The sequence below is a fragment of the Nocardiopsis codii genome, assembly GCF_036327455.1.
Taxonomy (GTDB): domain Bacteria; phylum Actinomycetota; class Actinomycetes; order Streptosporangiales; family Streptosporangiaceae; genus Nocardiopsis; species Nocardiopsis codii.
The window spans coordinates 370,791-397,280 of the sequence record NZ_JAUZMY010000001.1; the positions used below are offsets into that span (position 1 = coordinate 370,791).

The 26,490-nt window shown below is 72.8% G+C and carries 23 protein-coding genes and 2 tRNA genes; 5 read left to right on the top strand and 20 right to left on the bottom strand.

What is annotated here, in order from left to right; translation table 11 throughout:
* Positions 1-4: 4 nt before the first annotated feature.
* The 8 genes from Q8791_RS01405 to Q8791_RS01440 all read right to left on the bottom strand — a co-directional run bounded on the left by Q8791_RS01405 (position 5) and on the right by Q8791_RS01440 (position 6,515).
* Positions 5-1,099: an ABC transporter ATP-binding protein gene (locus Q8791_RS01405; protein WP_330089697.1), complete on the bottom strand. Its 1,095-nt coding sequence runs from the start codon at positions 1,097-1,099 to the stop codon at positions 5-7.
* Complete coding sequence (locus Q8791_RS01410) at positions 1,092-2,165, bottom strand: ABC transporter ATP-binding protein (protein ID WP_330089698.1); 1,074 nt, start codon at positions 2,163-2,165, stop codon at positions 1,092-1,094. The genes Q8791_RS01405 and Q8791_RS01410 overlap by 8 nt, the downstream gene beginning before the upstream one ends.
* Before the next feature lie 5 nt (positions 2,166-2,170).
* Entirely contained in the window at positions 2,171-3,049 is an 879-nt protein-coding gene (locus Q8791_RS01415) for an ABC transporter permease (protein ID WP_330089699.1), read from the bottom strand.
* A gap of 18 nt (positions 3,050-3,067) precedes the next feature.
* Positions 3,068-4,159, bottom strand: coding sequence for an ABC transporter permease (locus Q8791_RS01420; RefSeq protein ID WP_330089700.1), 1,092 nt, complete (start codon positions 4,157-4,159; stop codon positions 3,068-3,070).
* Between the two features lie 410 nt (positions 4,160-4,569).
* Positions 4,570-5,076, bottom strand: coding sequence for an ATP-binding protein (locus Q8791_RS01425; protein WP_330089701.1), 507 nt, complete (start codon positions 5,074-5,076; stop codon positions 4,570-4,572).
* Entirely contained in the window at positions 5,073-5,756 is a 684-nt protein-coding gene (locus tag Q8791_RS01430; RefSeq protein WP_330089702.1) for a hypothetical protein, read from the bottom strand. Before Q8791_RS01430 ends, Q8791_RS01425 begins: the two co-directional genes overlap by 4 nt.
* 335 nt (positions 5,757-6,091) lie before the next feature.
* Positions 6,092-6,244, bottom strand: a complete 153-nt coding sequence (locus Q8791_RS01435; RefSeq protein WP_330089703.1) for a hypothetical protein — start codon at positions 6,242-6,244, stop codon at positions 6,092-6,094.
* A gap of 52 nt (positions 6,245-6,296) precedes the next feature.
* The gene (locus tag Q8791_RS01440; RefSeq protein ID WP_330089704.1) at positions 6,297-6,515 is read right to left on the bottom strand and encodes a hypothetical protein; all 219 of its coding nucleotides are present in this window, start codon (positions 6,513-6,515) and stop codon (positions 6,297-6,299) included.
* A gap of 289 nt (positions 6,516-6,804) precedes the next feature.
* Here Q8791_RS01440 and Q8791_RS01445 point away from each other — a divergent pair, with 289 nt between their 5' ends.
* On the top strand, positions 6,805-8,436 hold the full coding sequence (locus Q8791_RS01445; protein ID WP_330089705.1) for an alpha/beta hydrolase: 1,632 nt from the start codon (positions 6,805-6,807) through the stop codon (positions 8,434-8,436).
* 281 nt (positions 8,437-8,717) lie between these two features.
* On the opposite strand, the gene Q8791_RS01450 is transcribed toward Q8791_RS01445, so the two are convergent.
* The 6 genes from Q8791_RS01450 to Q8791_RS01475 form a co-directional block, all read right to left on the bottom strand.
* Complete coding sequence (locus Q8791_RS01450) at positions 8,718-9,305, bottom strand: septum formation family protein (protein ID WP_330089706.1); 588 nt, start codon at positions 9,303-9,305, stop codon at positions 8,718-8,720.
* A 207-nt stretch (positions 9,306-9,512) separates the two neighbouring features.
* Positions 9,513-9,998, bottom strand: a complete 486-nt coding sequence (locus tag Q8791_RS01455) for a septum formation family protein (RefSeq protein WP_330089707.1) — start codon at positions 9,996-9,998, stop codon at positions 9,513-9,515.
* A 441-nt stretch (positions 9,999-10,439) separates the two neighbouring features.
* Positions 10,440-10,512: transfer RNA gene (locus Q8791_RS01460), tRNA-Lys, on the bottom strand.
* Between the two features lie 176 nt (positions 10,513-10,688).
* Positions 10,689-10,761: transfer RNA gene (locus Q8791_RS01465), tRNA-Lys, on the bottom strand.
* Between the two features lie 138 nt (positions 10,762-10,899).
* Positions 10,900-11,085, bottom strand: coding sequence for a hypothetical protein (locus Q8791_RS01470; protein ID WP_330089708.1), 186 nt, complete (start codon positions 11,083-11,085; stop codon positions 10,900-10,902).
* A gap of 151 nt (positions 11,086-11,236) precedes the next feature.
* Entirely contained in the window at positions 11,237-13,318 is a 2,082-nt protein-coding gene (locus tag Q8791_RS01475) for an AfsR/SARP family transcriptional regulator (RefSeq protein WP_330089709.1), read from the bottom strand.
* Positions 13,319-13,515: 197 nt separating this feature from the next.
* Between Q8791_RS01475 and Q8791_RS01480 the strand changes: the two genes are divergently transcribed.
* A complete protein-coding gene (locus tag Q8791_RS01480) occupies positions 13,516-14,502 on the top strand; it encodes a MurR/RpiR family transcriptional regulator (protein WP_330089710.1) in 987 nt (328 codons plus the stop codon).
* Positions 14,503-14,578: 76 nt separating this feature from the next.
* Complete coding sequence (locus tag Q8791_RS01485) at positions 14,579-15,583, top strand: N-acetylmuramic acid 6-phosphate etherase (protein ID WP_330089711.1); 1,005 nt, start codon at positions 14,579-14,581, stop codon at positions 15,581-15,583.
* Between the two features lie 63 nt (positions 15,584-15,646).
* Here the strand turns inward: Q8791_RS01485 and Q8791_RS01490 are convergent, their stop codons facing one another.
* Positions 15,647-17,215, bottom strand: a complete 1,569-nt coding sequence (locus tag Q8791_RS01490) for a DUF885 family protein (RefSeq protein WP_330089712.1) — start codon at positions 17,213-17,215, stop codon at positions 15,647-15,649.
* 458 nt (positions 17,216-17,673) lie between these two features.
* On the opposite strand from Q8791_RS01490, the gene Q8791_RS01495 reads away from it, so the two are divergent.
* Positions 17,674-18,510, top strand: a complete 837-nt coding sequence (locus tag Q8791_RS01495) for a SanA/YdcF family protein (protein WP_330089713.1) — start codon at positions 17,674-17,676, stop codon at positions 18,508-18,510.
* A 130-nt stretch (positions 18,511-18,640) separates the two neighbouring features.
* Here Q8791_RS01495 and Q8791_RS01500 read toward each other — a convergent pair whose 3' ends face one another.
* The 3 genes from Q8791_RS01500 to Q8791_RS01510 form a co-directional block, all read right to left on the bottom strand.
* Positions 18,641-20,077 (bottom strand): hypothetical protein, encoded by a 1,437-nt coding sequence (locus Q8791_RS01500; RefSeq protein WP_330089714.1) that lies wholly within the window; start codon positions 20,075-20,077, stop codon positions 18,641-18,643.
* 92 nt (positions 20,078-20,169) lie between these two features.
* Complete coding sequence (locus tag Q8791_RS01505; protein WP_330089715.1) at positions 20,170-20,775, bottom strand: SanA/YdcF family protein; 606 nt, start codon at positions 20,773-20,775, stop codon at positions 20,170-20,172.
* A 112-nt stretch (positions 20,776-20,887) separates the two neighbouring features.
* Positions 20,888-21,487 (bottom strand): DUF1707 SHOCT-like domain-containing protein, encoded by a 600-nt coding sequence (locus Q8791_RS01510; RefSeq protein WP_330089716.1) that lies wholly within the window; start codon positions 21,485-21,487, stop codon positions 20,888-20,890.
* A gap of 828 nt (positions 21,488-22,315) precedes the next feature.
* Here Q8791_RS01510 and Q8791_RS01515 point away from each other — a divergent pair.
* Positions 22,316-24,133, top strand: a complete 1,818-nt coding sequence (locus Q8791_RS01515) for a UvrD-helicase domain-containing protein (protein ID WP_330089717.1) — start codon at positions 22,316-22,318, stop codon at positions 24,131-24,133.
* A gap of 217 nt (positions 24,134-24,350) precedes the next feature.
* Here the strand turns inward: Q8791_RS01515 and Q8791_RS01520 are convergent, their stop codons facing one another.
* A complete protein-coding gene (locus Q8791_RS01520; protein WP_330089718.1) occupies positions 24,351-25,796 on the bottom strand; it encodes a DUF6114 domain-containing protein in 1,446 nt (481 codons plus the stop codon).
* Positions 25,797-25,800: 4 nt separating this feature from the next.
* On the bottom strand, positions 25,801-26,448 hold the full coding sequence (locus tag Q8791_RS01525; protein ID WP_330089719.1) for a DUF6230 family protein: 648 nt from the start codon (positions 26,446-26,448) through the stop codon (positions 25,801-25,803).
* Between the last annotated feature and the right edge of the window lie 42 nt (positions 26,449-26,490).

Here is a 26,490-nt window from a genome sequence, read left to right on the forward strand (position 1 = left end):
GGCCTCACTCCCGGGTGACGACGTGGCAGGCGAGCAGCCGGTCGTGGCTGCGTACGAGCGGCGGTCGGACGGTGTCGCAGCTCCCCTGCGCGTAGAGGGGGCAGCGCGGGTGGAAGTCGCAGCCGGGAGGCAGGTCCGTGAGGTCGGGGATGTCGGCGCTGCGCAGCCGGACCCGTTCCTTGGTCCGGGCGAGGTCGGGGTCCGGTTCGCACACGGCGGAGACGAGCGCCCGGGTGTAGGGGTGCCGGGGGTCGTTGACGACCTGCGGCGTGGGGCCGTGCTCGACGACCTTGCCCAGGTACATGACGGCGATCTCTCCGTCCCACGCGAAATACTTGGCCACGGCAAGGTCGTGGGTGATGAACAGGAAGCTGACGCCCAGTTCGTCCCGGAGCCTGCCCAGGGTGTTGAGCAGGCTGACCCGGATGGAGACGTCCAGCATCGAGGTGGACTCGTCGGCGATGATCACCTCGGGGTTCATCGCCAGGGCGCGGGCGACGGCGACGCGCTGGCGCTGGCCGCCGGACATCTGGTGCGGGTACTTGTCGAGGTAGTCCTCGGCGGGGGTCAGGTCGACCCGTTCCAGGAGTTCGGTGACGGCCCGGCGGGCCTCGTTCCGGTCCTTGACCATCCTGTGGCGGCGCAGTCCGGCGGAGACCGTGGAGTAGACGGTGCGCACCGGGTTGAGGGAGGCGTAGGGGTCCTGGTGGATGTACTGGACGGCTCGGCGGAAGCGGGAGCGTTCGCGCTTGTCCATCGCGGCGACGTCCTGGCCCCGGAAGAGGACGGAGCCGCTGGTGGGGTCGGCGAGTCCGGCGGCCATGCGGGCGCTGGTGGTCTTGCCGCAGCCGGACTCCCCGACCAGGCAGAGGACCTGGCCGGGGCGCACGTCCAGGTCGACGCCGGCGACGGCGGGGACGTCGCCGCGCCGGGTGGGGAAGACCTGGTGGACGCCCTGGAGGCTCAGGACGGGCGGGGCCGCCTCGCGGAGGGCGGCGGCCTCCGGTTCCGCGGCGGGGGCCGTGCCGCCTCCGGCGGGGACGCCGGGGACGGGCGCCGACGGGGACGGCCGGGGCGCGGGCGCGGTGCGGTCAATCACGGGTGACCCCCTCCAGGAGTTCGTGGGTGCGCAGGCAGGCGGCAGCGTGGCTCAGCCCCTCGGTCCGGGGCCTGAGGACGTCGAGGGCGGGTCGGGTCCGCGAGCACCGGTCGACCGCGTGGTCGCAGCGCGGGGCGAAGGAGCAGCCGGGGGGCAGCGCGGAGAGGCTGGGCGGGCCGCCCGGCAGGGACCGCGGGACGGTGAGGTCGCCCGCGACGGGCGGCACGGAGTTGATCAGCGCCGAGGTGTAGGGGTGGCGGGCCCGGTAGAAGATGTCGCGGGTGGTGCCGGTCTCGATCATGCGGCCCGCGTACATGGTGCCGACGCGGTCGGCGAGTTCGGCGGCCAGGCCCAGGTCGTGGGTGATGAAGACCATCGCGAACCGCAGTTCCTCGCGGAGCTCGGCGAGGCGTTCGACGATGGAGCGCTGGGTGAGGATGTCCAGCGCGGTCGTGGGCTCGTCGAGGATGAGGAGCTGCGGCTTCAGGGCGAGGGCGAGGGCGATGAGGGCGCGCTGGCGCATGCCGCCGGACAGCTCGTGGGGGAAGCTGCCCAGGACGCGGGCGGGGTCGAGCCGGACCATCGCCAGCAGGTCGGCGGACTGTTCCAGGATCTCCTTGCGCGGACGGCGGTGCCCGTTCTCGTGGGCGCGGAAGGTGTCGAGGAAGTGGTCCTCGATCCTCAGCACGGGGTTGAACGCGTTCATGGCGCCCTGGAAGACCATGGCGGCCTCGTTCCAGCGGAACCGGCGCAGGTCCTCCCTGGCGAGGGTGCGGACGTCGACGAGGTCGCCGTCCTTGCGGCGGAACAGGATCTCCCCGGAGGAGACGACGCCCGTGCGCGGGAGGAGTCGGAGCAGGCCGAGACCGAGGGTGGTCTTGCCGCAGCCCGACTCGCCGACGAGCGCCATGGACTGGCCCGGGTACAGGTCGAAGGAGACGTCGCGGACGGCGGTGACCTGTGTCCTGCGCCCGGTCCGGTAGCCGACGTCGACGCCGCGGACGGACAGCAGTGCCCCCTCGGCGGGGCTTCCGGCGGGGGCCGGGGCGGCGGGGTGGTCGGTCACTGGGCTCACCTGTCCCGGAGTCGTGGGTTGAGTGCCTGCTCCAGGGACCTGGTCATGGTGACCAGGCCGATCTGGAAGAGCATGATCATCACCATCGGGGCGACCAGGAACGGCGCGGCCTGCGGCAGCAGGAAGGCGTTGTTGTCCCAGGCCTGCTGGATCATCAGCCCCCAGTTGGCGGCGGTGCTCGGCAGGAGCCCGAGCAGGTACATGCCGACGACCGCGTAGATCGCGTTGGTGATGGCGATGATGAAGTTGATGAAGATGTAGCCCGCCATGTTGGGCAGCACCTCGACGAAGAGGATGCGGGCGGTGCCCAGGTCCTGGAGGCGGGCGGCCTCGATGAACTCGCGTTCCTTGAGGGTGAGCACCTGGGCGCGGATGGACCGCATGAGGTAGGGCCAGGTGACGAGGCCGATGATGAGCGAGACCATCATCGGGGACGCGGCGCGGTAGAACGAGGCGATGACCAGCATGAGCACGATGAAGGGGATGGTCATCGTGATGTCGGTGAGCTGGAGCAGGAAGTGGTCGACGCGCCCGCGCAGGTAGCCGGCGAGGCTGCCCAGGACGACGGCGATGGCGACGGTGATGAGCGCGGCCGTGAAGCCGACCCAGATGGGTTCGCGTCCGCCCAGCACGAGCTGGATGAACGTGTCCTTGCCCTCGTGGTTGGTGCCGAGCCAGTGCTCGGACGTCATCGGCCCCCAGATCTTGGTGACGTCCGTGGGGTTGTCCGTCTCGATGAGCAGCGGCCCGACGAAGGAGAAGAGCAGGACGCTCAGGACGAGGCAGAGCCCGACGAACCCGCTGGTGCTGCGGGTGATGCCCTGCCAGATGGCGCCCCAGACCCCGACTCCGGGGGCGGCGGTGGTGACTGCCATGGTGCGGTCCCCCTGGTTCTAGTTGCGGATGCGCGGATCGAGGCGGCTGTAGAGCATGTCCGCGACGAGGTTCGCGACCACCACGCACGAGGTGATGATGATGAGCAGGCCCTGGAGGAGGGGGTAGTCGCGGTAGTTGACCGCGTCCAGGAGCAGGCCGCCGACGCCCTTGTAGACCAGGACCTGTTCGACGAAGATCGCGCCGCCGACCAGGGTGCCGAAGGAGATGGCGATCTGGGCGACCAGGGGCAGCACCGCGTTGCGTCCGACGTAGCTGACGGCGATGCGGCGGTCCGGCAGGCCGCGGGCACGGGCGACGGTGACGTAGTCCTCGCTGAGCACCTCGGTGGTGGACGCCTTCATGACGAGCATCCAGGTGCCGATGATGGCGAGCACGTAGGTGAGGATCGGCAGCGAGGCGTGGAAGAACGCGTCGCCGACGAACTCCAGGTTGAAGCCCGCCTCCACGCCGGGGCTGATGGTGCCGCGCAGCTGGATGGGGTTGAACCAGTTCAGGTACATGCCGCCGCCGACGACCAGCACCATGGCGATGAGGTAGTTGGGCACGGCCCCCAGGACCGAGGCGACGACGCTGAGCACGTGGTCGAGGAACCGGTTGCGCCGGTAGGCCATCACCATGCCGAGCGCGAGGCCCAGGACGACCGCGATGACGGTGCCGACGCCGATGCTGAACAGCGTCCAGGGCAGGTAGGCGCCGATGGCGTCCATGACGCTGACGCCCGGCCGGTTGATGGTGTTGCCCATGTCGAAGGTGACCAGGCCGACCAGGAAGTCCCACCACTGCTGGTAGAGGGGTGCGTCGACGTCGTAGGCCAGCGAGTTCATGGCGACGGCGCGGGCCTCCTCCATCGTCATGCCGTTCTGGGTGAGGCGTCCGGCCATGACGTCGATGGGGTCGCCGGGCATCGCGCGCCCGAGGAAGAAGGTGACGTTGGCGACGACGAACACCACGACGACGGCCTTGCGGACCTTCACGACGGCGTAGTGGTCCCAGATCCTGCGCAGCAGTGGGGCGGGGGCGTCGGTGCGCGCCGATGTGACGTCCCCGGCGTCTGGTGGCGGCGGGGAGGCCGCGATTTCGGTGGCCACGGGGCTCCTTCGAGCAGGGGGTGCGGCGGGTGGCTGGGGGCGCCACCTTTTTATTAGGAAAGTTTCCTAATAAATCGACACCGTAACCCGAGGGGTGTGGCGCGCACCACCTTCGTGACCAAACGGCGTCCGCCGCGCGACATGATCGGCATCACAAAGCGAACATACGGGAATAAATCTGCTCATTACAGACAGTCGATGCGTCCCCACTCGTTGTGCCCTGCACAAACGCGCCCAGACCACAGACCCGGGATCCCGCCGGTCCCGGTCCCGTCGGCGCGGAGACGCCGACGGGACCGGGGGCCGATGTGGCCGAGGGGCGCTGTGACTGAGGGGCACTGTGGCCGCGGCGGATCGGGCGGCACCGGGCGGGCCCGGTGGCACCCGACGGGCGGGCGGTGCCGTGCGGCTCAGCGGGTGAAGACGTAGGGGCGCAGGCCGTCCGGGACCCGGTCGGGATCGACGTCGAACTCCGCCCAGACACGGGTGCCCAGGTCGGCCCACGGGGCGAGCAGCAGGTGTCCCCAGCGACGGGCGAGGTTCTCGATGAGCAGGAGACCGCGCTGGCCCTCCGCCTCGGCCCACTCGTCGGCGGTGCGCTCGCGCGGGACGGCGGGGACGCCGCCTCCCCCGCCGGAGTCGCTGACCGAGAACAGCAGGGTGTCCGCGTCCACGAGGGACAGGGAGCGCAGGACCTCGCCGCCCTCCTCACGGCCCGAGTCGGTGTACTTGACGCAGTTCGCGAAGAGCTCGCTGGCGCACAGGGACACGGCCTCGACCAGGTCGGTGTCGAACCCCGACAGGTCGGCGGCGAGGTCCGCGCGGACCCGGGACAGCCGGGACAGGCTGCCGGGGTAGAGGCGGTGCTCCCAGAACACGAGGGGCCGGGGCTCCTCGGCGACCGTGCACGTGGTCATGCGGGAACCCCCCGGTACTCGCACCGGGCGGCCGGGACCCGGCGGGTGGCCGTGCCGGGCACTCCGACCGGCGTGCCGGGCGTCCGACCGGCCACCGGACTGACCGCCGGGCCGACAGACGTGCCGACAGCCGGGCCTCCGGGCCGGGCGGCGGCCGAGCGGATCCGGGTCCACCGCTCCAGGCGGTCGGCGGCCCGGGCCTGGATCAGCGCGAGTTCGCGTTCGTGGGCCTCGTAGTAGGGGCGCACCAGCGCGACGTCCTCGGCGGTGGTGAACACGCTCGGCGTCGACAGCGGGTCGGCGGACGCCGATGTCGGCTGGACGGGTGCCCGGCCGGCGGAGGGCAGCGGTCGGGGCGCGGTGCGGCCGGGGAGTGCGGCCTGCGCGGAGGGCGCGGGTGGTGCGGAGTGTGCGGGTGCGGGTGCGGGTGCGGGTGCGGGTGCGGGTGCGGGTGCGGGTGCGGGTGCGGGTGCGGGTGCGGGGCGCTCAGGGTGCGAGGGGTGCTCGGGCACCGCGCGGAGCAGAGCGGGGGCGTCCGGGAGCGGGGCGTAGCGGCGGACCCGGGTGGAGCGGCGGCGGCGACGGAGGGCCGCGGCGGAGTGGCGTCCGCGCGAGGGGGCGAGGAGGGCCTGGACCGCCCCCAGCGCACGGCTGAGAACGGCAGCGCTAAACTGGCGCATGCTGGCAATTCCTTGTCGTTAAGGGTGGATGTTGCTGGCCACGGCCCCGGACGGCGATTAACCGTCGCGGGGTCATTGTGTGGGTTGAGTTGTGGGGCCAGATTAAGGGCAGGGGTGGGGTGGAGGCGAACTTTTTCGCGAACTACCCCGGGGTAATTTATGGCGGCGGGCATCATCGCAGGCCAGAGCGGGGCAGGGTCCGGTCGGCGGATTCGACCGGACCCTGCCCCGATAATCCACAATGCCGGAATTAGTGGCTTTTATGCTTCAGCTGAAAGGCGCAGTTCGCCGCAGGAGTTCGACGAGGCGCGCGATGTGTGCGGCGTCCTTCCGGTTCACAGGTTCTCGATGAGGGCCCGCACGGTCAGGGGACCGAACGCGCAGCCCCTCCACTGCCACTCCCAGTCCCAGTCCCAGTCGGCGCGGCGGGCGCACCAACGGCTCGGGGTTAGCTGGGCGCTCCGTGCCCGACGGTGGGTGACCGTCAACAGGAGGCGTGGGTCCTGGCGCGGGCGCACGGAGTCCGCCGCGGGCGTCGGCTCAGAGCACGTCGGAGTTCAGCTGCAGGCCCCCGGAGACGCTGGGGCCGCCGCTGGAGAGCACCGCCCGGGCGAACTCCTGGGCGTCGCCCACGGCGAGCAGCCCGTCGCGGCCGTCGGCCGCGGCGGGAGCGGCCACCGTCCCCAGTCCGGCGGCGGGAGCGGCCACCGTCCCCAGAGCGGCGGCGGTCAGGGCGAAGGCGGCGATGATGCGGCGCATCGTTCTCCTCGAAGGCTTGGTCGGTCGGTTCCGACGCTCGCGGTGATCCCCGATCCCGACCCGGATGATCTTGTACTTATAGCCGATGTGGGGTGCCCGGACTCGCTATAAGTACAAGATCACGGGGGGTGGGGCGGCTCCCCCGGGGCCGTGACTGTCCGCATCCGGCCATACGTCGCATCCATGACTTTCGTACATGTCGCCCATATCCGCCCGGTTCATACCGTGGTGCCTCCGAAGTACACGACCCCGTTCCCCCGGAACGAGACCGAAGACGGAGGCCACCCCTGTGCGCCGAGCACGCACGATCCCCCTGGCAGCGAGTGCCCTGACGGCCGCTCTCGCCGCCTCACTCGCGGCAGCCGCACCGGCCGCCGCAGACCCCGCCGCCCCCGACACCGCCCTCGCCGGCTTCCACGACCAGGACGTCGCGTGGGCGCCCTGTACCGAGGCCGAACTCCCCGGCCTGGAGTGCGCCGACATCGAGGTCCCCCTCGACTACGCCGACCCCGACGGCACGCGCATCACCGTCGCGGTCAGCCGCGGGACCGCCACCGACACGGAGCGGCGGCGCGGCATCCTCCTCACCAACCCGGGCGGTCCGGGCGGCCACGGACGCACCGCCCCCCTCTCCCTCGCCGAGAACCCCGAAGCGGGCTGGGGTCTCGGCGACACCCGCGCCGCCGAGGTGTACGACATCATCGGCATGGACCCGCGCGGCACGGGCGCCTCCTCGCCCCGCATGAACTGCGAAACCGACCCCCTGCCCTTCCACACGCGGCCGACCGACGCCGAGTTCTCCGCCGTGACCAGGGCCGCGATCGACTACCAGCGCACCTGCGAGCGCACCCAGGGCGACCTGCTCCCCCACATGAGCACCGCGAACACCGCCCGGGACATGGACGTCATCCGCGCCGCGCTGGGCGAGGAGAACCTCAACTACCTCGGCGCCTCCTACGGCACCTACCTGGGGGCGGTGTACGGCACCCTCTTCCCCGAGCGGCTCGCCCGCAGCGTCCTGGACTCCGCCACCGTGCCCGAGGGTGTGACGCGTGACGCCCTCATGGGGCAGGCCCCCGCGTACACCGCCAACATGGACCGGTACACGGCCTGGCTCGCCGCGCAGGACGACCTGTACGGCTTCGGCACGACCCCGGAGGACGTGCTGGAGACTTTCGACGACGCCTCCGCGCGGCTGCGGGAGGAGCCGCTCGGCGAGGACTCCCGCCTGCCGGGGTACGAGAACAACGCCTTCGACATGGACCTCGGCTTCCACGCACGGTTCCAGGCCTCGTGGGACCTGGTCGCCTCGTTCCACTGGTTCATCGTCAACGACGAGCCGCTGCCCGAGGGGTACGAGACGCTGAGCGTCGCCCACGGCCAGGTGGGGGACATCATGACCCTGGACCTCCAGACCGCGGTCCTGTGCGAGACGGAGTGGCCCACCCGGCTCAGCGTGTACCGGGAGGACACCCGCGTGTACCGGGAGGAGCACCCCTACGGGAGCGGTGCGGTGTGGGCCGCCCCCCACCCGTGCGGTTTCAGCACGGTGGACCGGCCGGAACCCGCGGTCGACACGGAGCGCGACGGCTACCCCCAGGGGCTGGTCATCGCCGGGGAGTTCGACGCCAACACCCCCTACGAGCACGGTGCGGCCATGGCCGAACGCCTGGACAACCCCCTGGTCACGGTGGCCGGGGACGGCGGGCACGGCTTCTACCACTCCTTCGGCCTGCCGTGCGTGAGGGACGCCGTGGACGCCTACCTCGTCGACGGTGAGGCCCCGGCGGACGTCACCTGCCAGGGTCTCCCGCCGGCGGAACCGGCCCCGGCCGCCGAGACCGCCGAGGAGTTCGCCCGGGACTCGGCAGAACCCCTCGCCCCGCTGCGCCTGCCCGTCACGGGCGGCGCCGGGGTCTGACCGGAACCGGGCGGCCCGTGAGGAGGACCGACCGGGGAACCGACCCGTGAGGACGCGAACGGCCCGCACCAGCGTGGTGCGGGCCGTTCGTCGTGCGGTGCGCGCTCCGGGACCGGAAGGGCCGTGTCCCGTGCGCGCCGTGCGCCCGCCGGCGGAGCCGGTGCGGCGTACGGGGCCGCCGTGGAGGATCCTGTGCTTGTCACGGAGTTCGTCGCAGTGTCCCGTGACAGGGACAGGAGCCGGGCGGGGGTACCGGACCGGAGAATCCCCCGGTCGCGGGACTAGTAGCCGGCGCCCTCAAGGGTTCCGGTGGCCTGGCCGGCCATGTCGTAGGCCAGGCAGAGGACCTCGCGGTCGCCCAGGTCCCAGCCCTCCTCGACGGGGTAGAGCTGCGTGTAGTCGATACCGGACTCCGCCCACGGCGTGCCGACCCAGGCGTCGAAGGCGTCGCGGCAGATGGTGTCGGCGGACTCCAGGATGGCGTCCTCACCCGGGTACGCACCCGAGTCCGGGACGTCCTCCACGTGGTAGACCTCGTAGTCGTGGGGCTCGGAGCAGTCGATGATCGGAACCTCGGAGATCTGCTCGTCCGTGTTCGTCTCCATCTCGTTCAGGCAGTCGCCCAGGCCGATGTTGAAGACGTCGGTGTCCGAGGCGCCGGCGGGCTCCTGGGTCTCGGTCTCGACGGGGTCGGCGGGGGCCTCGCTGGTCTCGGTGGTCTCGACGGGCTCCGGGGAGATCTCCTCACCGCCGGTGAGGGCGGGGGGCAGCAGGGGAAGCTGGCCACATGCGGAGAGGGAGAGCGAGGCGCCGACGGCCAGGATCCCGAGGGTGATGCGGCCGAGCAGCGGGCGGCGCGTTGCGGACATGAGTACTCCACCAGTTCGAGGGTTGCTTTTTGCCGACTGGGGGAGGGTCGGCGACATGTATCAAGATGCACGCGACACGGAGAAGGTTTCAGCCCAAGACGGGGCGAATCAGAATTTTTTTCTCGACGTGTGGCGCGTAGCCGCAGGTGAAACACGGCTCACAGTGGTGCGGGCTGGAGCAGGGCCCGTCACCGGACGCGTGCGGGACTAGCGGTTGGCGCCGGCGAGGGTGCCGGTGACCGTCTCGCCGTCGGTGACCACGTAGCAGACGACCTCGCGGTCGTCCGCCCGGTTCCAGCTGTCCTCGGTCGGGGAGAGAGTGGCGACGTAGATCTCCGACTCGGGGTAGGGGACACCGACGAAGTCGGTGAAGTTGTCCCCGTAGCAGATCTCCTCCGTGGAGGTGTTGATCGAGTCCGAGCCCGGGTAGTCGCCCTCGGGCAGGTCCTCGGTGAAGTAGACCTCGGAGTCGTGCTCCTCGGCGCAGTCGACGAGGGGGATGTCGCTGACCTCGCCGCCGGCGAAGGCCGCGTCCATCTCGGACTCGGTGAAGCAGTCGCCGACGCCGATCTCGAAGACGTTGCCGCCGCCGAGGAGGGAGGTGATGGCGCCGCAGCCGCTGAGGGCGAGGACGGAGCCGATCGCCAGCGCGGACAGACCGGTCGCGCGCAGCGTGGGGGAAACAGAAGACATGGGGATACTCCGGGGTTGGTGCAAGGGGTTCTTGCCTCTTCTGGAGAGGCGGCAGAAAAGTAGCATTTCCCCACCAGGGGGTTTATGTCAATCTCATTCTGACGTTCACCCAAGGGGATGGTGCGGTCACGTTGTGCAGTCCTTCGACTGCTGCGCCGCACCTCAAGGGCTTTCGGCCGCAGCACGCAGAGAACCACGCGACTACGACAGTCCGAGGTGCCGCACATCACCACCGACGGTCACGGGCAGCGACGACGCGCACCCGGAAAGGGACGCGGTTCCTTTTCGGCGCACACCGGAACAGCATGCGTCGGCGCGAATTCGGAGAGTGGGGAAAGGGATGGGAAATGGTCGACGAAGAAACGGGGTGGGACCGCGGTGAAACCGGCCCCCGGAAAGCACGAAGGCCCCGATCGGAATCGATCGGGGCCTCGGATCGTGTGCGTCATCAGGGACTTGAACCCCGAACCCGCTGATTAAGAGTCAGCTGCTCTGCCAATTGAGCTAATGACGCCTGTTGTCCCGTCGGGCTCGCGCCCTCCGTAGCAACGGATTCGACTCTACCGGAACCGTGGAGTTCTCCGTGCCGCCGAAGCCCCGATGTGGGGCACACCACCCGGGCGTGCCGGGGACTTCGGAAGCGACCGACCCCGGCGGGAGGGAGTGCCTTCCGCCGGGGTCGACCCGCTGTGCGTCATCAGGGACTTGAACCCCGAACCCGCTGATTAAGAGTCAGCTGCTCTGCCAATTGAGCTAATGACGCCTGCCGCTCCCGGGTGTCGGACCGTGGCCCGTACCCCCTGGCGACGTCGTTAACTCTAGCAGGAGCGCGGAGCGGCCGCGAACCGGTTCCGAGGGACCGGCGAGCCCGCCACGTGTCGTCCGAACCCGGACGGGAGGCCTAGGAGAAGGCCAGGACCAGCGCGACGATCACGGCGATGGCCAGAACCACGCCGACTCCCGCCAGTACCAGCGGCAGGATGGGACGGCGCGCGGCCTCCTCGGGCTCCGGGTTCTCGTCGACGAAACGGCGGAAGTGCTGGGTGTTCCCCGCCGGGTCCAGGTTGGGATCATTGTTCTGTGTCATGGGGTTGACACTAGCGACTCGTGCGACCGTTGCGGACCCCCGTAGACAAATCCGACCGATATCACCACCGTCGCTTGGTTTTCCGTTCGCGCCGTCCCCTCGGTCCGTCACCTCCCGCCCACTTTCCGTACAACCGACGGGTAACCAGTTCTCACCTGGGTGAAAGCCGAACGTAAGACTCCTGTCGCAGACTCGTGTCAGGCGTGTCCGCTCCGGCCGGTACTTCCCCGCGGCCGTGGCGGCCCGTCTCGGGCCCGGCACGCAGCACGGCGGCCATCCGGGCCGTGGGAGTGACGCCGCGTGCCGGGTCCACCCCCTCCAGGAGGCGCACCAGGTCGGCGCCGGACACGTGCGGATTGGTGTCGAACCAGGCCACCGCCATCCGCAGCGGCAGCGGCAGGTACCCCGCCAGGTGGGCGACGCGCCGCAGCACGGCCTCCCTGCACCGGTCCACCCCCACCTGGGAGCGGAGCAGTTCGACGGCCGCCCCCGGTGGCAGCGCGCCCACGGGGAGGGCGCGGAGCCCGTCGCGCACCAGCAGGTCGGTCAGCCAGTTACGACTGGTGACCACCGCCGCGCAGCCGGTACCGCCGGGCAGCAGGGGCCGCACCTGACGGCTGCTGGCCGCGTTGTCCAGGACCAGCAGGACGCGTCTGCGCGCCAGGAGCGTGCGGACACGCGCCGCCGCCTCCTCCGCCTCCAGCGTGCCGGTGGTGTGTGTCCCCGAGGACAGTGAGCGCGCCAGGCGGCGCAGGACCTCGACCGGGTCGCGCGGGGAGCCGTCGCCGTCGCGCAGGTTGACGTACAGCTGGCCGTCCGGGAAGTGCGACGCCGCCGAGTGCGCCCATCGCAGCGCCAGGGCGCTGCTCCCCGCACCGGCCGGGCCGCGCACGAGCACGCTGCCGGGGGCGCCCCCGTGGGGGTCCACGAGCCGGTCGAGTTCGGTCAGGGCCCCGTCCCTCCCCGCCAGGACCGGCGGCACGGCGGGCAGCTCCGCGGGCGTGACGGGTCCGGACACGCCCGTGGGCGCCCGGACCGGTCCGGGCGCAACGCCCTCCGGCCGGGCGCCGCCGGCGTGGGCGTCACCGGGGCCCGCTCCGCGGCCCGTCTCGCGCAGGTCCTCCGCTCCGGCTCCCCCGGTGTCCGCGGCCTCGGTGCGGGCCCCGTCGGAGTCCGCCGCTCCCGCGCGCACGCCTCCCGTGGGGGAGCCCCCGGTGCGCGCGTCCCCCGAGCCCGTCCCGTCGGGGCCGCCGCCCTGCGCCGGGACGGCGCCGGGGACCCCTCCCACCCGACCGACACCGCCGGCCAGGATCCGCTGGCGCGGAATGCGCGCGAGCGGGTCGTGGAGCACGTCGTGTCCCGGGGGCCGGGCCGCCCCCCGCTCCGCCGGGTGGTCCAGGTCCCCGCGGAGAATGCCGTGGAAGGTCTCCTGGAGTTCGCGGCCTGGGTCGGCGCCGAGGCGTTCGACCAGGGCGTCGCGGGTGCGCCCGTACACGCGCAGCGCCTCACTGGGCCGACCGCTGCGGTAGAGGGCGATCATCTGCACGCGGATGAGGGGCTCGCGCTCGGGGTGGTCGGTGGCGATCTGCCGGATCTGGTCGGCCACCCGCTCGTGCTCCCCGCGTGCCAGGGCCCCGCCGAACCCCTCCTCGGCCGCGCGCAGCAGCTCCTCGGTGAGGGGCGGCACGTCGCGGGCGTGCAGGGCGGGACTGACGACGTCGGCCAGGACGGGCCCCCGCCACAGGCCCAGGGCCCGGATGAGGAGTTCGGTCCTGGCCTCGCGGTCCCCGACCGAGGCGGCGTCGGCGGCGCGGCGCACCAGTGCGCGGAAGCGCAGCAGGTCGGACTGCTCCTCGTCGAGGTCGACGCGGTAGCCGCCGTTGCCGCCCCGGATGAGCGGCGCGCCGCAGTGGTGCTCGAACAGGGCGCGGGCCCGGGCGACGTGGACCTGGAGCGCGCTGCGGTTCGCCTGGGTGTGCGGGGAGCCCCAGACCCGTTCGACGAGGTGCCCGGTCGGGACCGTACTCCCCGTGTTGAGCAGAAGGGTGGCGATCATGGCGCGGCGCTTGTCCCCGCGCAGACTCAGCGGCATCCCCTCGACCTCGACGCCGAACTGCCCGAGCAGTCCGACGTGGAGCCCCCGGGCCCCGTGGTCGACCGGCCGTCCGCCGACCGTCGCGCTGGTCTCGGCGGCCGAACCGGGCCGCCGTCCTTCCGGGTCGCTCGGCGACACGGCACCATCCCCCCTGCGTGGCCGCGCGCGTGACAGGTGAACAGCGGCACACCCTGCCCAGAGTGCCGTCTGAGCTGGGATACCGCAATCGCGGCACTGGTACTTGCTGCCGGGAGCGTCCCTTGAAATCCTTGAATCTCCCGCTTTTTCCCCCCACTGCGTTGACTCTGCACCACGACCGAAAGAAACTTTCCTCCATGGCGCAAATTCCGAAGCCTTCGGGCGACCGGCCGGACAACGGAGTACTCTCCGTGTCGCCCGTCCCCACGACGGTGCTCCGCATCCGGTCTCTCCTGCCCTCCCTCGCGCCCGCCGAGCGCCGGGTCGCCCAGCGCGTCATCGACGACCCCGAGAGGGCCGCCGCCTCCTCCATCACCCAACTCGCCAAGGACTGCGCCACCTCCGAGGCGACGGTGATCCGGTTCTGCCGCACCATCGACTTCAGCGGATACCGGGAACTGCGCCTGGCACTGGCCACCGAGGCCGGGCAGGCGCGCGGAGCCCGCTCCGGGGGCCCGGAGCTGTCCAGCGACATCAACCCCGACGACACACTCGTCACCGTGGTGCAGAAGATCGCCTACACGGACGCGCGCGCCGTCGAGGAGACCGGTGCGGCCCTGGACGTCGACGTGCTGCGCACGGTCATCGACACGATGGCGGGCGCCCGGCGCATCGACGTGTACGGCGTGGGCGCGAGCGCCTTCGTCGGCGCCGACCTCCAGCAGAAGCTGCACCGGATCGGGATGACCTCGTTCGCGTGGTCCGACGCCCACGTGATGCTCACCAGCGCCGCCCTGCTGGACGACCGGGACGTGGCCATCGGCATCTCCCACTCCGGCTCGACCATCGACACGGTGCAGGCGCTGACGGAGGCGGGCAGGCGCGGGGCGCGGACCGTCGCCATCACCAACTTCCCCCGGTCCGCGATCGGGTTCGCCGACCACGTGCTGACCACGGCGGCACGGGAGACCACGTTCCGGTCCGGGGCGACGGCGAGCAGGCTCGCCCAGCTGACCGTCGTGGACTGCCTGTTCGTGGGTCTGGCCCAGAGCCGCTACACCGACAGCCGCACCGCGTTGGAGACCACCTTCGAGGCGGTGCGGGGCCTGCGGATCAACGACGACCGCAGGCGCCGCCGGGGGGACTCCTCCGGCGGCAGGAGCACCGACGGAAACGACGACTGACCCGGCACGCGCCGGCCCCGCCGCCCGGTTCGCCGGAGGTGGGCCGGGCGCGGCCCTACGGAGAGGAACGGCACGGGTGCGGACCGATGAGGAGAGCGCGGTACACGGTGGCAAGGAAGACGCCCCGCCGGGGAGCGTCGGCTCCCCCAGGGGGGACGGTGGGGCCGTGATCGTGCGCGCGCCCACCGAGGAGCGCAACTCCGGCACCTACGACATCGACCTGCTTCCGGCGCTGGAGGTCCTGCGACAGATCAACGCCGAGGACACCACGGTCCCCGCCGCCGTGGGCGCGGTCCTGCCCGAACTGGCGCGGGCCGTGGAGCTGGGGGTGGCCGCCCTGGAGAGCGGGGCGGCCATCCACTACTTCGGCGCGGGCACCTCGGGGCGGATCGCCGCGCAGGACGCCGCGGAGCTGCCGCCGACGTACGGTGTGCCCGCGGAGTGGGTGGTGGCGCACCACGCCGGCGGCGGTGAGGCCCTGGCGCGGGCAGTGGAGGGGATCGAGGACGACTGGGAGTCCGGACGGATCGACGCCGCGGGCGTGGCCGAGGGCTCCCTCGTGGTGGGCCTGGCCGCGAGCGGGCGCACCCCGTACGTGGGTGGAGCGCTGGAGGCGGCCCGGGAGCGCGGGGCGTCGACGGTGCTGATCAGCGCGAACCCCGGGGCTTCGCTCGCCGGTGCCGCGGACGTGCACGTGGGCGTCTCCACGGGCGCGGAGGTCATCGCCGGGTCCACCCGCATGAAGGCGGGCACGGCGCAGAAGCTGGCCCTGAACGCGTTCTCCACCGCGGTGATGGTGCGGATGGGCCGGACGTTCTCGAACCTGATGGTGGGGGTGGACGCCACCAACGGCAAGCTCCGCGGCCGTGTGGTGACCATCCTGACGCAGGCCACGGGGTTGGACGAGGGGGCGTGCGCGGAGGCCCTGACCGCAGCGGACGGCGACACCCGGGTGGCGCTCGTGTCGCTCCTGGCCGACGTGGACACGGCCCGGGCCGCGCGGGCGCTGGGTACCGCCAGGGGCCGGGTGCGCGACGCGCTCGCTCAGCTGGGCGTGGCGGCGCCCGCCTCCCCGGAGTAGCGCGGCGCGGGGTCCCGCGGCCGTCCCTGCGGGGCGGCGCGGGACCCCGTCCCGGCAGTGCCGCTATCCGCGTTCGAGGGCGGTGCCGATGAGCCCCAGGGGCGGGGATCCCAGGTCGAGCAGCGCCCGGTGGAACCGGCCCAGGTCGAACCCGTCCCCCCACTGCTCCCGGGCGCGCTCACGCAGCGCGAGGATCTCCAGCTTGCCCCAGGTGTAGCGCCCGTAGGTGGGGTCGAAGGTCGCCCGGCGGGCCTCGGAGAGGGCGGCGGGCCCCTGGAGCGGGGTGTCCTCGGCGAAGCGGGCCGCGGCCTCCTCCACCGTCATGGTGCCGGTGTGCATGCCGATGGCCACCGACAGCCGGGTGACGCGGATGAGCGCCTCCACCCACACACCGATCTCGAAGTGGTCGGCGGTCCACTCGGGGTCCCCCAGGCGTTCGGCGGCGTACTCGCCGAAGCCCTCCTCCAGGCACATCTCCTCCGCGTAGTGCGCCCACCCCTCGGCGAAGGTCATCGAGTGCAGTGCGCGGCGCACCTGACCCGGGGCCCTGCGCAGCGCGCGGCCGTGGGAGAAGTGGCCCGGCGCCACCTCGTGCACGCTCACGGCGGGCAGGGTGGTGTGGCTGAACATCTCCAGCCACTCGTCGGCCTCCTCCCGGCTCCAGGACTCGTCGGGCGGGGTGATGAAGTAGAACGAGGGAGTGTCGGCCTCCCAGGGGCCCGACCAGGCCATCATCGCGGTCGCCCAGCGCTGGGAGGGCGGGGAGACGTCCACACGGCACTCGCCGTCGCTCCACGGGACCAGCTCGCGCTCGGCGGTGAACTCCACCGCGAGCGCCGTCCACCGGCGGGCGGCCTCCAGGACCCCGTCGGCGCCCGGGTGCTGCCGGGTGAGCTCGCGGGCGAACTCCATGGGCACGCGGCCGGGGGCGATCCGCCCGGTGGCCTCGGCCAGGGCCGCCCGGAGGCGGTCGCGCTCGGTGTCGGCGCGGGCGGCGAGGTCGGCCAGGTCCACCTCGACGGCCTCCCCGATCCCCATCAGGCGGCTGAGTGCCTCGGTGCCGAGACCGGCGCTCCGCGGGCCCTCCTCGGCGGCCCGTTCCACGTGGGCCACGAAGCGGGCGTGCGCCGCGAGGGCGGGGTCGCGGACGTCGGCGGGGATGTCGTCGGGGAGGCCGTCGGCCACCCCCCGCACGGCGCCCAGGAGCGACTGGGCGACGGGGGCGGGCACCCGGTCCAGTGACGCGATGGCGTTGTCGACGACGCGCGGCCACTCGGCCAGGTGGGCGATGCGCGCGGCGTCGCGCTCCGCCGCCGGGGCGTACTCGCGGTCGTAGCCCGACACGTCGAGTTCCCACAGGTGCTGGAGGGGGTTGGAGCGGTGGAGCTGGAGTTCGCCGAGTTCGTGGCGGACCCCCTGCTCGAACGCGGTCAGGTGGGCCTCGTCGTGGGCGTCGGCGAGGGCGTCGCCGCCGAGCCGGGACAGCGCGTCCCGGATCCCGTCGGGCGAGGTGTCGGCCACCTTGCCGTCGTACTCGTGCATCCCGGGGCCGTCGCGCATGGTTCCGGGCATGAGGTCGGCGAGGGCGCGCAGGCGCGGGGACAGGTCGTCATGGTGCGGCTGTGAGGACATGCGGCGACTCTAACGGGGCGCCCCGGCGGTGTGCAGCCGTGTTCTCCGCCCGGGTGACGGCTCGTCCGGGCGGCGCGAACGGGCGGGAGGGCGCTCGCGGGAACCGCCCCGGTGACCGGTGTCCGGGCGGCGCGCCGGTCGGGCCGAGGGGGCGTCATCCCGTCCCCGACGCCGCCAACCGGCACGAGGCCGCGCGCATCGCCGCCGGTCACGGCTGGATCCGGACGAAGCCCTCCCCCGGCGCGGGAGGCTCCCGGGTCCTCGTGCGAAGGCGCCCCGTCTCCGCGTCCCGCGGCCGGGGACACCGTTCTCCGCCCGGAGCGGAGCGGACCCGGGGAGCGGACGAAGGGGGCGGGGACACCTCAACAGGGACCGGCGCTCGGCGCAGGTTTTCGGGGCGGATCGCCAGACCCCCTACTCACCGGAACTCTGCGGCCACTCCGGGCGTCTTCACAGGCGTGACGATCTCAGAGCCCGGCGCTTCCGTACCCGACGACGCCGACCGGGCACCCTCCGCCCCGGAGCACGGTGCAGGCACCGCGGCGACCCCCGCCGACGCCTCGGGCACAGGAGCACCGGGGACACGCGGAACCGCCGGATCCGGCCGCTCCTCCGGGAAGGACCGCCCCGAGCGGCGCCGGAGCCCGCTGCGGCGCCTCGCCCTGCTCGCCGTGTTCGCCGTGCTGGCGGGCTTCCTGCCCTTCGTGTGGCAGGTGGCGAGCACCTCCGACGACCGCCACACCGCCGCGGGCGTGCCGGAACGCCCGGTCGCGCTGGTGCTCGGCGCGGGGGTGCGCCCCGACGGCCTGCCGACCCTGCTCCTGGCCCGCCGCCTGGACACCGCCGCCGAGCTCTACTTCGCCGGGAAGGTCGAGGCCGTGCTGGTGAGCGGCGACAACAGCGTCGACCACTACAACGAGACCGACACGATGCGCGACTACCTGGTGGCCTCCGGGGTGCCGCAGGACCGCATCGCGGGCGACTACGCCGGGTTCTCCACCTGGGACTCGTGCACGCGCGCACGCGAGGTCTTCGGGGTGGAGGAGGCCACGGTGGTCACCCAGGACTTCCACCTGCCGCGCGCCGTGCGGCTGTGCCGGGCGGCGGGCATCGACACGGTGGGCGTGGCCGACTCCAGCATGCGCGAGCGCCGCTTCGCCACCGTGTACGGGTGGTTCCGGGAGGTTCCCGCAGCGGTCGCCGCGCTGGGCACGGCGGTGCTGCGCCCCGACCCGACCTTCCTCGGCGAGTACGAGACCGCGGTGGACGACGCCCTGGCGGCCGGGGACCGGTGAGCCGCCCGGGGCCCCTCCCGCCGGGGGGAGGGGCCCGGCGGGGAGGAGCCGGCCGGCCCGGCAGGGCCCCGGGGAGTGCTTCCCGACGGCTTTCGGGCCGCGGGCCCGGAAGGACGCAGAGAAAACCGACCTAGCGTCCGCCGCCGAAGAGACGGCCGAACAGGCCGCCCTGGACGGGGGCCTGCGGTGCGGCGGGCGGGGCCTCGACCGCCTCCTCCTCCGGCTCCTCCTCGTCCTCCACGCCGACCAGGGCGCGGAACTCCTCGGCGTTCTCGGGCAGGGCCCAGGCCGCCAGCGTCCCGGTGAACTCCTCGTCCTCCCAGGCGGAGGCGGGCAGCTCGGCGATCGCCCACAGCACCGTGAGGGTCGCCTCGTCGTACTCGGCGTGTGCGTGATCCTCGGCCGAGTACCCCTTGGTGCGGGGGCCGAGGACGATCTCCAGGCCGACGCCGGTCACCAGGGCGCGCGAGTCGGCCTCCCCCTTGATCAGGCCGGGCAGGATGTCCAGGCGCAGCCGCCGGGCGCGGTCTCCCGCGCGGCCCAGCGCCAGGAAGCCCAGGACCTGCGGCGAGCGCCCGCCGCAGTGCGGCCACGACTCGTTGAACAGGCCCTCGTAGCCCATCGAGGTGCCGCCGCCGCGACCGATGCGGCGCAGCGCCTCGCGGGGGGTCCTCTCCCCGTGGATGAGCACGAGCGCCACCGAGGCGGCGAAGGAGTTGTACAGGTTCCCGGCCGCCATCTGGTGGGTGAGGCCCACGGTCGTGTCGATGTCGGCGGGGTCGGCCACCAGGCCCAGGGCGAACAGCTCGGCGGGCAGCGGCTCTCCGCTGTCCAGCCCGCCGCTCATGGCCTCGCGCAGGCTCGTGGGCGCCTGCTGGGCGGGGCGCAGGTCCTTGGCGAGCAGGACGTGGGAGGCGCCGGTGATCTCGGAGGCGATCCGCTCGGAGTCGTCGGGGAGGAAGGCGAGCAGGTAGCTGACCCACTCCCCGGCCCGGTCCATGCCTCCGCGGTTGGCGCCGCCCTTGAGGAGGGCGACCAGGTCGGGGACGCGGGCGAGCACGGCCTCGTAGGTGTCCAGCTCGGCCTGGAGGATCGCGGCGCCGTCCGGCTGCTCCATGACGGCGAGCCGGTTGCGCATGCGGTGGTAGTGCTGCTCGTCAGCGGCCTCCTCGGCCCAGGCTCGGTACTGCTCCCGGACCTTCTCGGCGTCGGTGGACGCCGCCCACGCCACCTCGTCGCGCCACTGGCCGAGGTCGCGGGGCTGCGGGAGGCGGTCCTCCGGTTGGCCGCTGACCAGTTCCAGGAGGAGGCTCAGAGGACGCCATCGGTCGGTGGCCGCGGTGTCGTCGGCGCAGGCGATGTCGACCAGGCGGTCGGCGGCCCTGGGGGCGGCGAGATGCCCGGGGGCGGGGAACCGGATGAGGTCGTGGAGGTCCGAGAGGGCGGTGTCGTCCCGGGCGAGCTCGGCGAGCAGCCCGGGGACGCGCTCACCGCCCTCGGGGACGAGCGCCGCCCAGTCCACGCTCTCCGCGCCGTCGTGTGAGTCGTTGTCCGTGGTCGCGTTCATGCGCCCGATTATCCCGGCTCAGCCGGTTCGCGCGAATCGGCGGCGGCGTCGACCTTCTCACGCCCGTGCCGGGAACCCCCACAGGGCTCCGGTCACGCCTCGGTGCGGGCGGGCTCGGGGCGGAGCATCGCGTCGCGCAGGGCCTTGACGGCGGCGCCGACCTCGCGGGCGTAGCCGATGAGGGTGGAGCGGCGGCGGGCGCCGAGGCTGGAGTCGCCCACCCCGACGGCGTCGATCCCCGCGGCACGGGCGAGGGCGACCGTGCGGGGCAGGTGGAAGGACTGGGTGACCATGATGGCTTCGCGGACGCCGAACAGGTCGCGCACCCGGACGCAGGTGTCCCACGTGCGGTAGCCGTACCGGTCGGCGTCGATCCGGTCGGCGGGCACTCCGCGTTCGATCAGGTAGGCGGTCATCGTGTCGGTCTCCCGGCCGGAGACCTCGCGGTTGTCGCCGGAGACGATGACGCGCCCGACCCTGCCGTCCTCGTACAGGCGCACGGCCAGGTCCAGGCGGCGGGCGAGCAGGGGCGAGGGGCCGTCCTTCCACGCGGCGGCGCCCAGGACGACCGCGACGGGTCTGTGCGGGACACGCGCGGTGTCCTTGCGTCGTCCGGCGCTGGCCAGGTAGGTCCAGGCGTAGGGGGCCAGCGCCAGGGCGCAGGCGCCCGCTCCGACCGCCACGATCCACAAGCCCACGCGTGCCGCCTCTCCGGTTGTGGACGCGCCCCGCGGCGCGCCGCACCCATCATGGCGCACGGGCGGCGGGGTCCGGACGGGCCCCGCGACCGGGCGGGAGCCGGACGGCGGGTCAGGAGCCGAGGCTGCTCCAGGAGAAGGGGCGCTTGTAGCGGACGCGGAGGGACCCGCCCTGGCAGGAGCCGGTGATGACGAAGTGCGGTGCGCCCTGCTTGCGCATGGAGTCCACGTCGGAGCGCAGAGTGCCGAACCAGGAGGCGTCGCAGTCGACCGAGGCGGTGGCGCCCTCGGGCAGGATCAGGTCGGCGCCGCCCCAGGAGGTGTCGACGTAGATCTCGGTGACGGGGCTGGTGAGGACGGCCTCGCGGAGGTCGAGCCGGGTGGAGCCGTACTTGTTGTGCACCTCGACCCGGTGCGGGACCTCCCAACCGCCCTTGCGGACGACGGTGCTGCCCCCGGCCCTGAGGACCATGGGGTCGCCCTGGGGCACGGCGACCACTCCGGGGACCGGGCCGGGGACCGACGGCAGCGGGGACTGGGCTCCTCCCGCGGCGGGCAGGTCGGAGGTGAGCGGCTGGAGGTCGGCGTAGGTCTTGGCCGCGTAGGTGGCGTTCAGCCGTTCGTCCAGCTCGTCGAGGGTGATCCGGCCCTCCGCGGCCGCCTCGCGCAGGACCTCGGAGACCTGGTCGCGCTCAGCGTCGGAGATGCGCATCCGGCTCATGTCATTGGGGGCCACTGTGCTCGTCCCGGTCCTTTCCGCTCTTTTGTCACCACCAAGGTAGAGCATGGGGTGTGACGGTCGCGGAGTCGAGGGATGCCGGGGTCCTGCGGGTTCCCCAAGGTTGGCCCCATCACGCGCTTTGGAGAGGCTGGGGACTGGGTACCGCTTCTCTAGAGCGGTCCGGATCCAGAGCGGTTGAGGACTCTGCCGGGGTAGGACGGACCCCGGCAGAGTCCTGAACCACACGTGGTTTCCGCCCCCCGTGCGCTCCACGATCTCGCGCCCGGGCACGGTCTGCACAGAGCGTGTCCGAAACCGGCCACAACGTGTACCGCTTCCCCCGGGACGACAGCGTTTCCGGGGCCTCACACGCGCCTCCCCTCTCCCCGCGGGTTTCGGTCATGTCCTCCTCATACGGCAGCGGCTTCCCATGTCTCCCATGACTCCCACCCGGAGCAGGCCCTCTCGCTCTCGGTAACCGAGTTTCGGGTGGGTACATAACCCCCTTTTCGGTTTCCGCACTCCCCCGGAGAACCGCAGGTCGCGGACCCCACCCCGCAGGCCCGCGAAAAAGTTCCTCACGATACTCGAACGCGCTTCCGCAAAAGGCCCTCTGACCAGGGCATACATGACCCTGGAAAACTGCCCGAAACCTGACCCGGATCTGCTCCGGAGCGGCGTTTGCCCAAATTCGCCACCGAGCATGTTTCAAGTGAACGCGACGGTCGCCCGACCGGCTTCCCATCGCGCGACACCATCCGCTCCGACCTCCTCAGCACCACAGACACCACCTGGTCGAAGACCGGAGGAATCCACGACGTGTCCGCCCTTGCGATCGCCCCGACGTTTCTCAGCGACTTCACCCGCCTGACGCCCGACGTCCAGCTCAACACCCTGGCCGTGATGCGCGCCTACCAGGCCGGCGACGACCCGGACCTGGAGGCCGTCGCGGGAGCCGCCGACCCGCGCGTGCGGGTCGTCAGCATCGCCCCCGACTGGTCCGGCGTCGTCGTCCCCGACCCCGACGGGGACGCTCACGGCGAGCCCGGCGGGGACCGCCCCTCGGACGGTGCGCACTACCGGCTGATCACCGTGCGCCCCCGCGACGAGGCGCTCCGCTTCGCCCGCGGCCTGCGCCCCGAGATCCTGTCCGCCCCCGTCACCGGGGCCGTCGACCCCACACCCACCGGCCCGCCCGAGCTCGCCGCCGCCCTGAGCGCGCCGTTCGACCAGTGGCAGATCACCCTGCACCCCGACCAGCACAAGATCACGGAGGCCCACTTCAAGGGGTCCACCCAGATCACCGGGGGCCCGGGGACGGGCAAGACCGTGATCGCCCTGCACCGCGCCGCCCACCTGGCCGAACGCGACGCCGCCGCCCACCCCGAGGACCCCCGCGAGTCGGTGCTCCTCACCACCTACAACCGGGCCCTGGCCCAGTCCCTCGCCGAACGCCTCGACCAGCTGCTGCCCGACCCCGGCGTCCGCGCCAGGGTGCGGGTGTCCACCATCGACAGCCTCGCCAGGTCGGTCGTCCAGTCGCACAGCAGCGTCGCGCCGCGCTTGGTCGGCAAGGACGAGCTGGCCCAGCGGTGGCGGGCCGTGGCCCTGGCCGACGGCCTGCCCTTCTCGGGGCGCTTCCTGGTGGACGAGTGGGAGCAGGTCATCCTCGCCAAGGGGCTGGAGCTGCTGCCGCAGTACATCCGCTGCGAGCGCAGCGGGCGTGTGCAGCACCTGGCCCCGGAGCACCGCCGCCAGGTGTGGGAGACCGTTCGGCGCTACGTCGGCGCCATGCGGGTCGAGGGGCTGTGGTCCTACCCGCAGCTGGCGGCCGAGGCCGCCCGCGTCCTGGGCCGCGGTGCCCCCCTGTTCCGGCACGTGGTGGTGGACGAGGCCCAGGACCTGCACCCGGCCCAGTGGCGGATGCTGCGCGCCGCGGTCCCCGAGGGCCCGGACGACCTGTTCATCGTCGGCGACCCCCACCAGCGGGTGTCCGACAACCGGGTGTCGCTGGCCTCGCTCGGCATCAACGTGCGCGGACGCGGCCACCGGCTCCGGGTGAGCTACAGGGTCACCCAGGAGATCCTGGACTGGAGCATGCCGATCCTGGGCCGCCGGGCCGCGCTGGGCATGGACGACAACGCCGACACCCTGGCCGGGTACCGGTCGCTGCTCCGCGGACCCGCGCCGGTGGTGCGCGGCTGCGACGACCGCGCCGAGGAGCTCGCCGCCCTGGGCGACTGGGTGCGGGTGTGGCTGGAGGCCGGGGTCGAGCCGGCCGAGATCGCGGTGGCGGGCCGCAACCACTGGGTGGTGCGCGGCATCGCCAAGGAGCTCCAGGCGAGGGGCATCCCGACCGCGCACCTGGAGGACGGCGGCGGCGCCGACGCGGTGCGCGTGGGGACGATGCACCGGCTCAAGGGCCAGGAGTTCCGCTGTGTGGCGCTGGTCGGCGTCAGCGACCACCTCCTGCCGCCCAAGGCCGCGATCGAGGCCGCCGACGGCGACCAGGTAGCGTTGGAGCAGGCGTTCCAGCAGGAGCGCACGCTGCTGTTCGTCGCCTCCACCCGGGCCCGCGACGCGCTGTACGTGTCGCACGTGGGCCGGGCCAGCCGCCTGATCACCGACAACTGGTAGGCCACCGGTCAGCGGGGCGTCGCCGTCGGCGGCGCCCCGCGCCCGTGTCGGCCCCGAGCCGCCCTCCCCGCGCCGGCGTGGGACGGGCCCCGGGGGCCGGTCCGGCAGCCGGGAGCGCGGGGACGGTTCCGGCAGCGGGACGGGGGCACCGCCCCACACGGCACCCCCGTCGCCCGCGTTCCGGCCACCGGGGGCGTCCCCCGGGACCGGTCACGTGTCAGCCCCCGCCTCCGTACTGCCCGTTGAGGTCGGGGATGGTCATGCTGTCGGTCCCGGCCATCGGGCTGTCCACCTCCACGTCGGTGACGATCATGAACGGGAGCAGCAGCGGGGGCGGGAAGTCCGGCGTGAAGGTCAGCGGGATCCCCAGGATGCGCACGTGCATGCGGGTGACGTGCAGCCGGACGTCGCCCGTCAGGTTCATGGTGGGCAGGCCGAGGCTCATGCGGGTTCCCGCGTCCTCGAACCACAGCTCTCCGTCGACCACGTCGGCCTGGCTCATGCTGAGCCGGATGTAGCGCTGCGCACCGTCGGCCGTGGGGCACTCGACGACGCCGTCGTAGCGGGCACCCCTCATGGTGAGCGTGGCTGCGGTCAGGCCGGACGTGCGGACCGAGCCCTGGAAGCAGTCGTCGTCCCCGACGACCGGGACCTCGGGCAGTTCGCCCGCGTCCCGCGCCGCCCGGCAGGCCTCGACGGCCTCCAGGAACTCCTCCTCGGACTCCGCGAGCGCGGTATCGCCGGAGAGCAGTTCACAGGCGGCCGGGTCGGCGCCGGTGTCCTCCTCCGGCTCCTCCCCGGGTTCCTCGTCCTCGTCCTCGCCGGGTTCCCGGGGTTCCTCGTCCTCGCCGGGGTCGCCGCCCGGTTCCGCGGGTTCGCCGGTCGGTGCGTCGGAGGGGGCCTCCGAGGGGTCCTCACCGGGCTGCTCCTCCTCGTCGCCCGGGGGGACGAACCAGTCCCAGGGCCATCCGAGGGTGGGCGCGGGGGCGCCGGCCAGGACGACGGCCGCGGCCAGCGGGAGCGCGAGGGAGGCGAGGGGCCGGGGCCCGGGGCCCGGATCGGCGACGGCCTCCTCCGGGGGAGGACCGGCCGCGTCACGGGGGGCGCCGTCGCGTGCGGGACGGGCGCCCGCGCCGGGCGCGGGACCGGCGCCGGACGTCTCCGGGGAGGCCCCGGCGGGGGCCGCCGGGTCGGTACCGGGGCCCTCGTCACCGGGGGCGTCGGCGTCACGGGAGGCTCCGGGCTTCCCCGTCCCCCGGCGTCCGCGGAGGCGTCGGCGGACGTCGGGGGCCCACGCGAACACGAGGGCCCCGCCGACGATGCCGAGCAGCATCCCGATGACGAACCCTCCGAAGTTGGAGGTCACGAAGGACACCAGTGCGAGCGCGAGCCCGACGAGTCCGAAGAAGACGTGCTGCTGGGGCTGGAGCCAGCTCAGCACTCCCAAGGTGATCAGGAGCGCCGCGATGAGGGTGCCGGACACCCCGGCGATACCCGCGTAGATAATGAGGTCGATCGGGAGGATCAGGCTCTGCGCGGCCGGCGCCGCCAACAGCTCGACTCCGGCCGCGACGAGGAGGACGCCTCCCCAGAACGGGCGGCCCCGCCGCCAGTCCCGGAAGCGCCCCCACCCCGCGCGGAGAAACGTCAGTGCGTGGGTCATGGGATCAGAAGCACTCGTGGGCGCCGGGCTTGACCGCCAGGCTGAGGCCGGACAGGCGGAGCGATCCCGAGGTGACGGCCCACGTGGTCATCTCCATCTCGGAGACCGTGATGGTGTCGGCCTGGAGGCCGAAGCCTCCCGCGGGACCCTGGCCGTTGTCGGCCCTGTCCAGCGTGCTCGCGTCGCGGCCGATCTCGATGGCGCCGAACTCGGCGTCGCCCCGGAGCTGCTCGATGTCGATGACGAGGTTGGTGCCCTCGACCGGCGTGCTCTCGCCCGCGTTGATGACGAGGGTCGCCTCGCCGATGGGCAGGTCCCAGAGGGAGGACATGCACAGGTTGTGCAGCTCGGCGGTGTTGACCGAGGAGAGGCCGACCGGCCGGGTGGAGCCGTCCACCGAGGTGGCGGCGTCGCCGAACTGGGTGAACCCGTTCCCGACGAGCTGGTCGGCGGACATCTTGAAGCTGTCACCGGAGACCGCGAAGGAGGCGGCGAGGAGGCCCTGGGTGGTCATGCCGCCCAGGACGGCGGCGGCTGCGAGGCCGGGGACCACGACGAGTGCGAATCTGCGCCACCGGGTGCCACCGCCGACTTCGTGCTGCTCAGGCGCGTCCTGAGTCGCCTCGGGCGCCTCATCGGAAGCCTTGGGCATGAGTACCTCCAGAGTTCCGCCGCCCGGGGACGGCGAGGGGGA

Coding starts and splice junctions, on each gene's coding strand:
- Q8791_RS01415 (WP_330089699.1), bottom strand. CDS start 3,049: ATGGCAGTCACCACCGCCGCCCCCGGAGTCGGGGTCTGGGGCGCCATC.
- Q8791_RS01425 (WP_330089701.1), bottom strand. CDS start 5,076: ATGACCACGTGCACGGTCGCCGAGGAGCCCCGGCCCCTCGTGTTCTGG.
- Q8791_RS01430 (WP_330089702.1), bottom strand. CDS start 5,756: ATGCGCCAGTTTAGCGCTGCCGTTCTCAGCCGTGCGCTGGGGGCGGTC.
- Q8791_RS01440 (WP_330089704.1), bottom strand. CDS start 6,515: ATGCGCCGCATCATCGCCGCCTTCGCCCTGACCGCCGCCGCTCTGGGG.
- Q8791_RS01450 (WP_330089706.1), bottom strand. CDS start 9,305: ATGTCCGCAACGCGCCGCCCGCTGCTCGGCCGCATCACCCTCGGGATC.
- Q8791_RS01455 (WP_330089707.1), bottom strand. CDS start 9,998: ATGTCTTCTGTTTCCCCCACGCTGCGCGCGACCGGTCTGTCCGCGCTG.
- Q8791_RS01470 (WP_330089708.1), bottom strand. CDS start 11,085: ATGACACAGAACAATGATCCCAACCTGGACCCGGCGGGGAACACCCAG.
- Q8791_RS01480 (WP_330089710.1), top strand. CDS start 13,516: ATGGCGCAAATTCCGAAGCCTTCGGGCGACCGGCCGGACAACGGAGTA.
- Q8791_RS01490 (WP_330089712.1), bottom strand. CDS start 17,215: ATGTCCTCACAGCCGCACCATGACGACCTGTCCCCGCGCCTGCGCGCC.
- Q8791_RS01500 (WP_330089714.1), bottom strand. CDS start 20,077: ATGAACGCGACCACGGACAACGACTCACACGACGGCGCGGAGAGCGTG.
- Q8791_RS01510 (WP_330089716.1), bottom strand. CDS start 21,487: ATGCGCATCTCCGACGCTGAGCGCGACCAGGTCTCCGAGGTCCTGCGC.
- Q8791_RS01520 (WP_330089718.1), bottom strand. CDS start 25,796: ATGACCCACGCACTGACGTTTCTCCGCGCGGGGTGGGGGCGCTTCCGG.
- Q8791_RS01525 (WP_330089719.1), bottom strand. CDS start 26,448: ATGCCCAAGGCTTCCGATGAGGCGCCCGAGGCGACTCAGGACGCGCCT.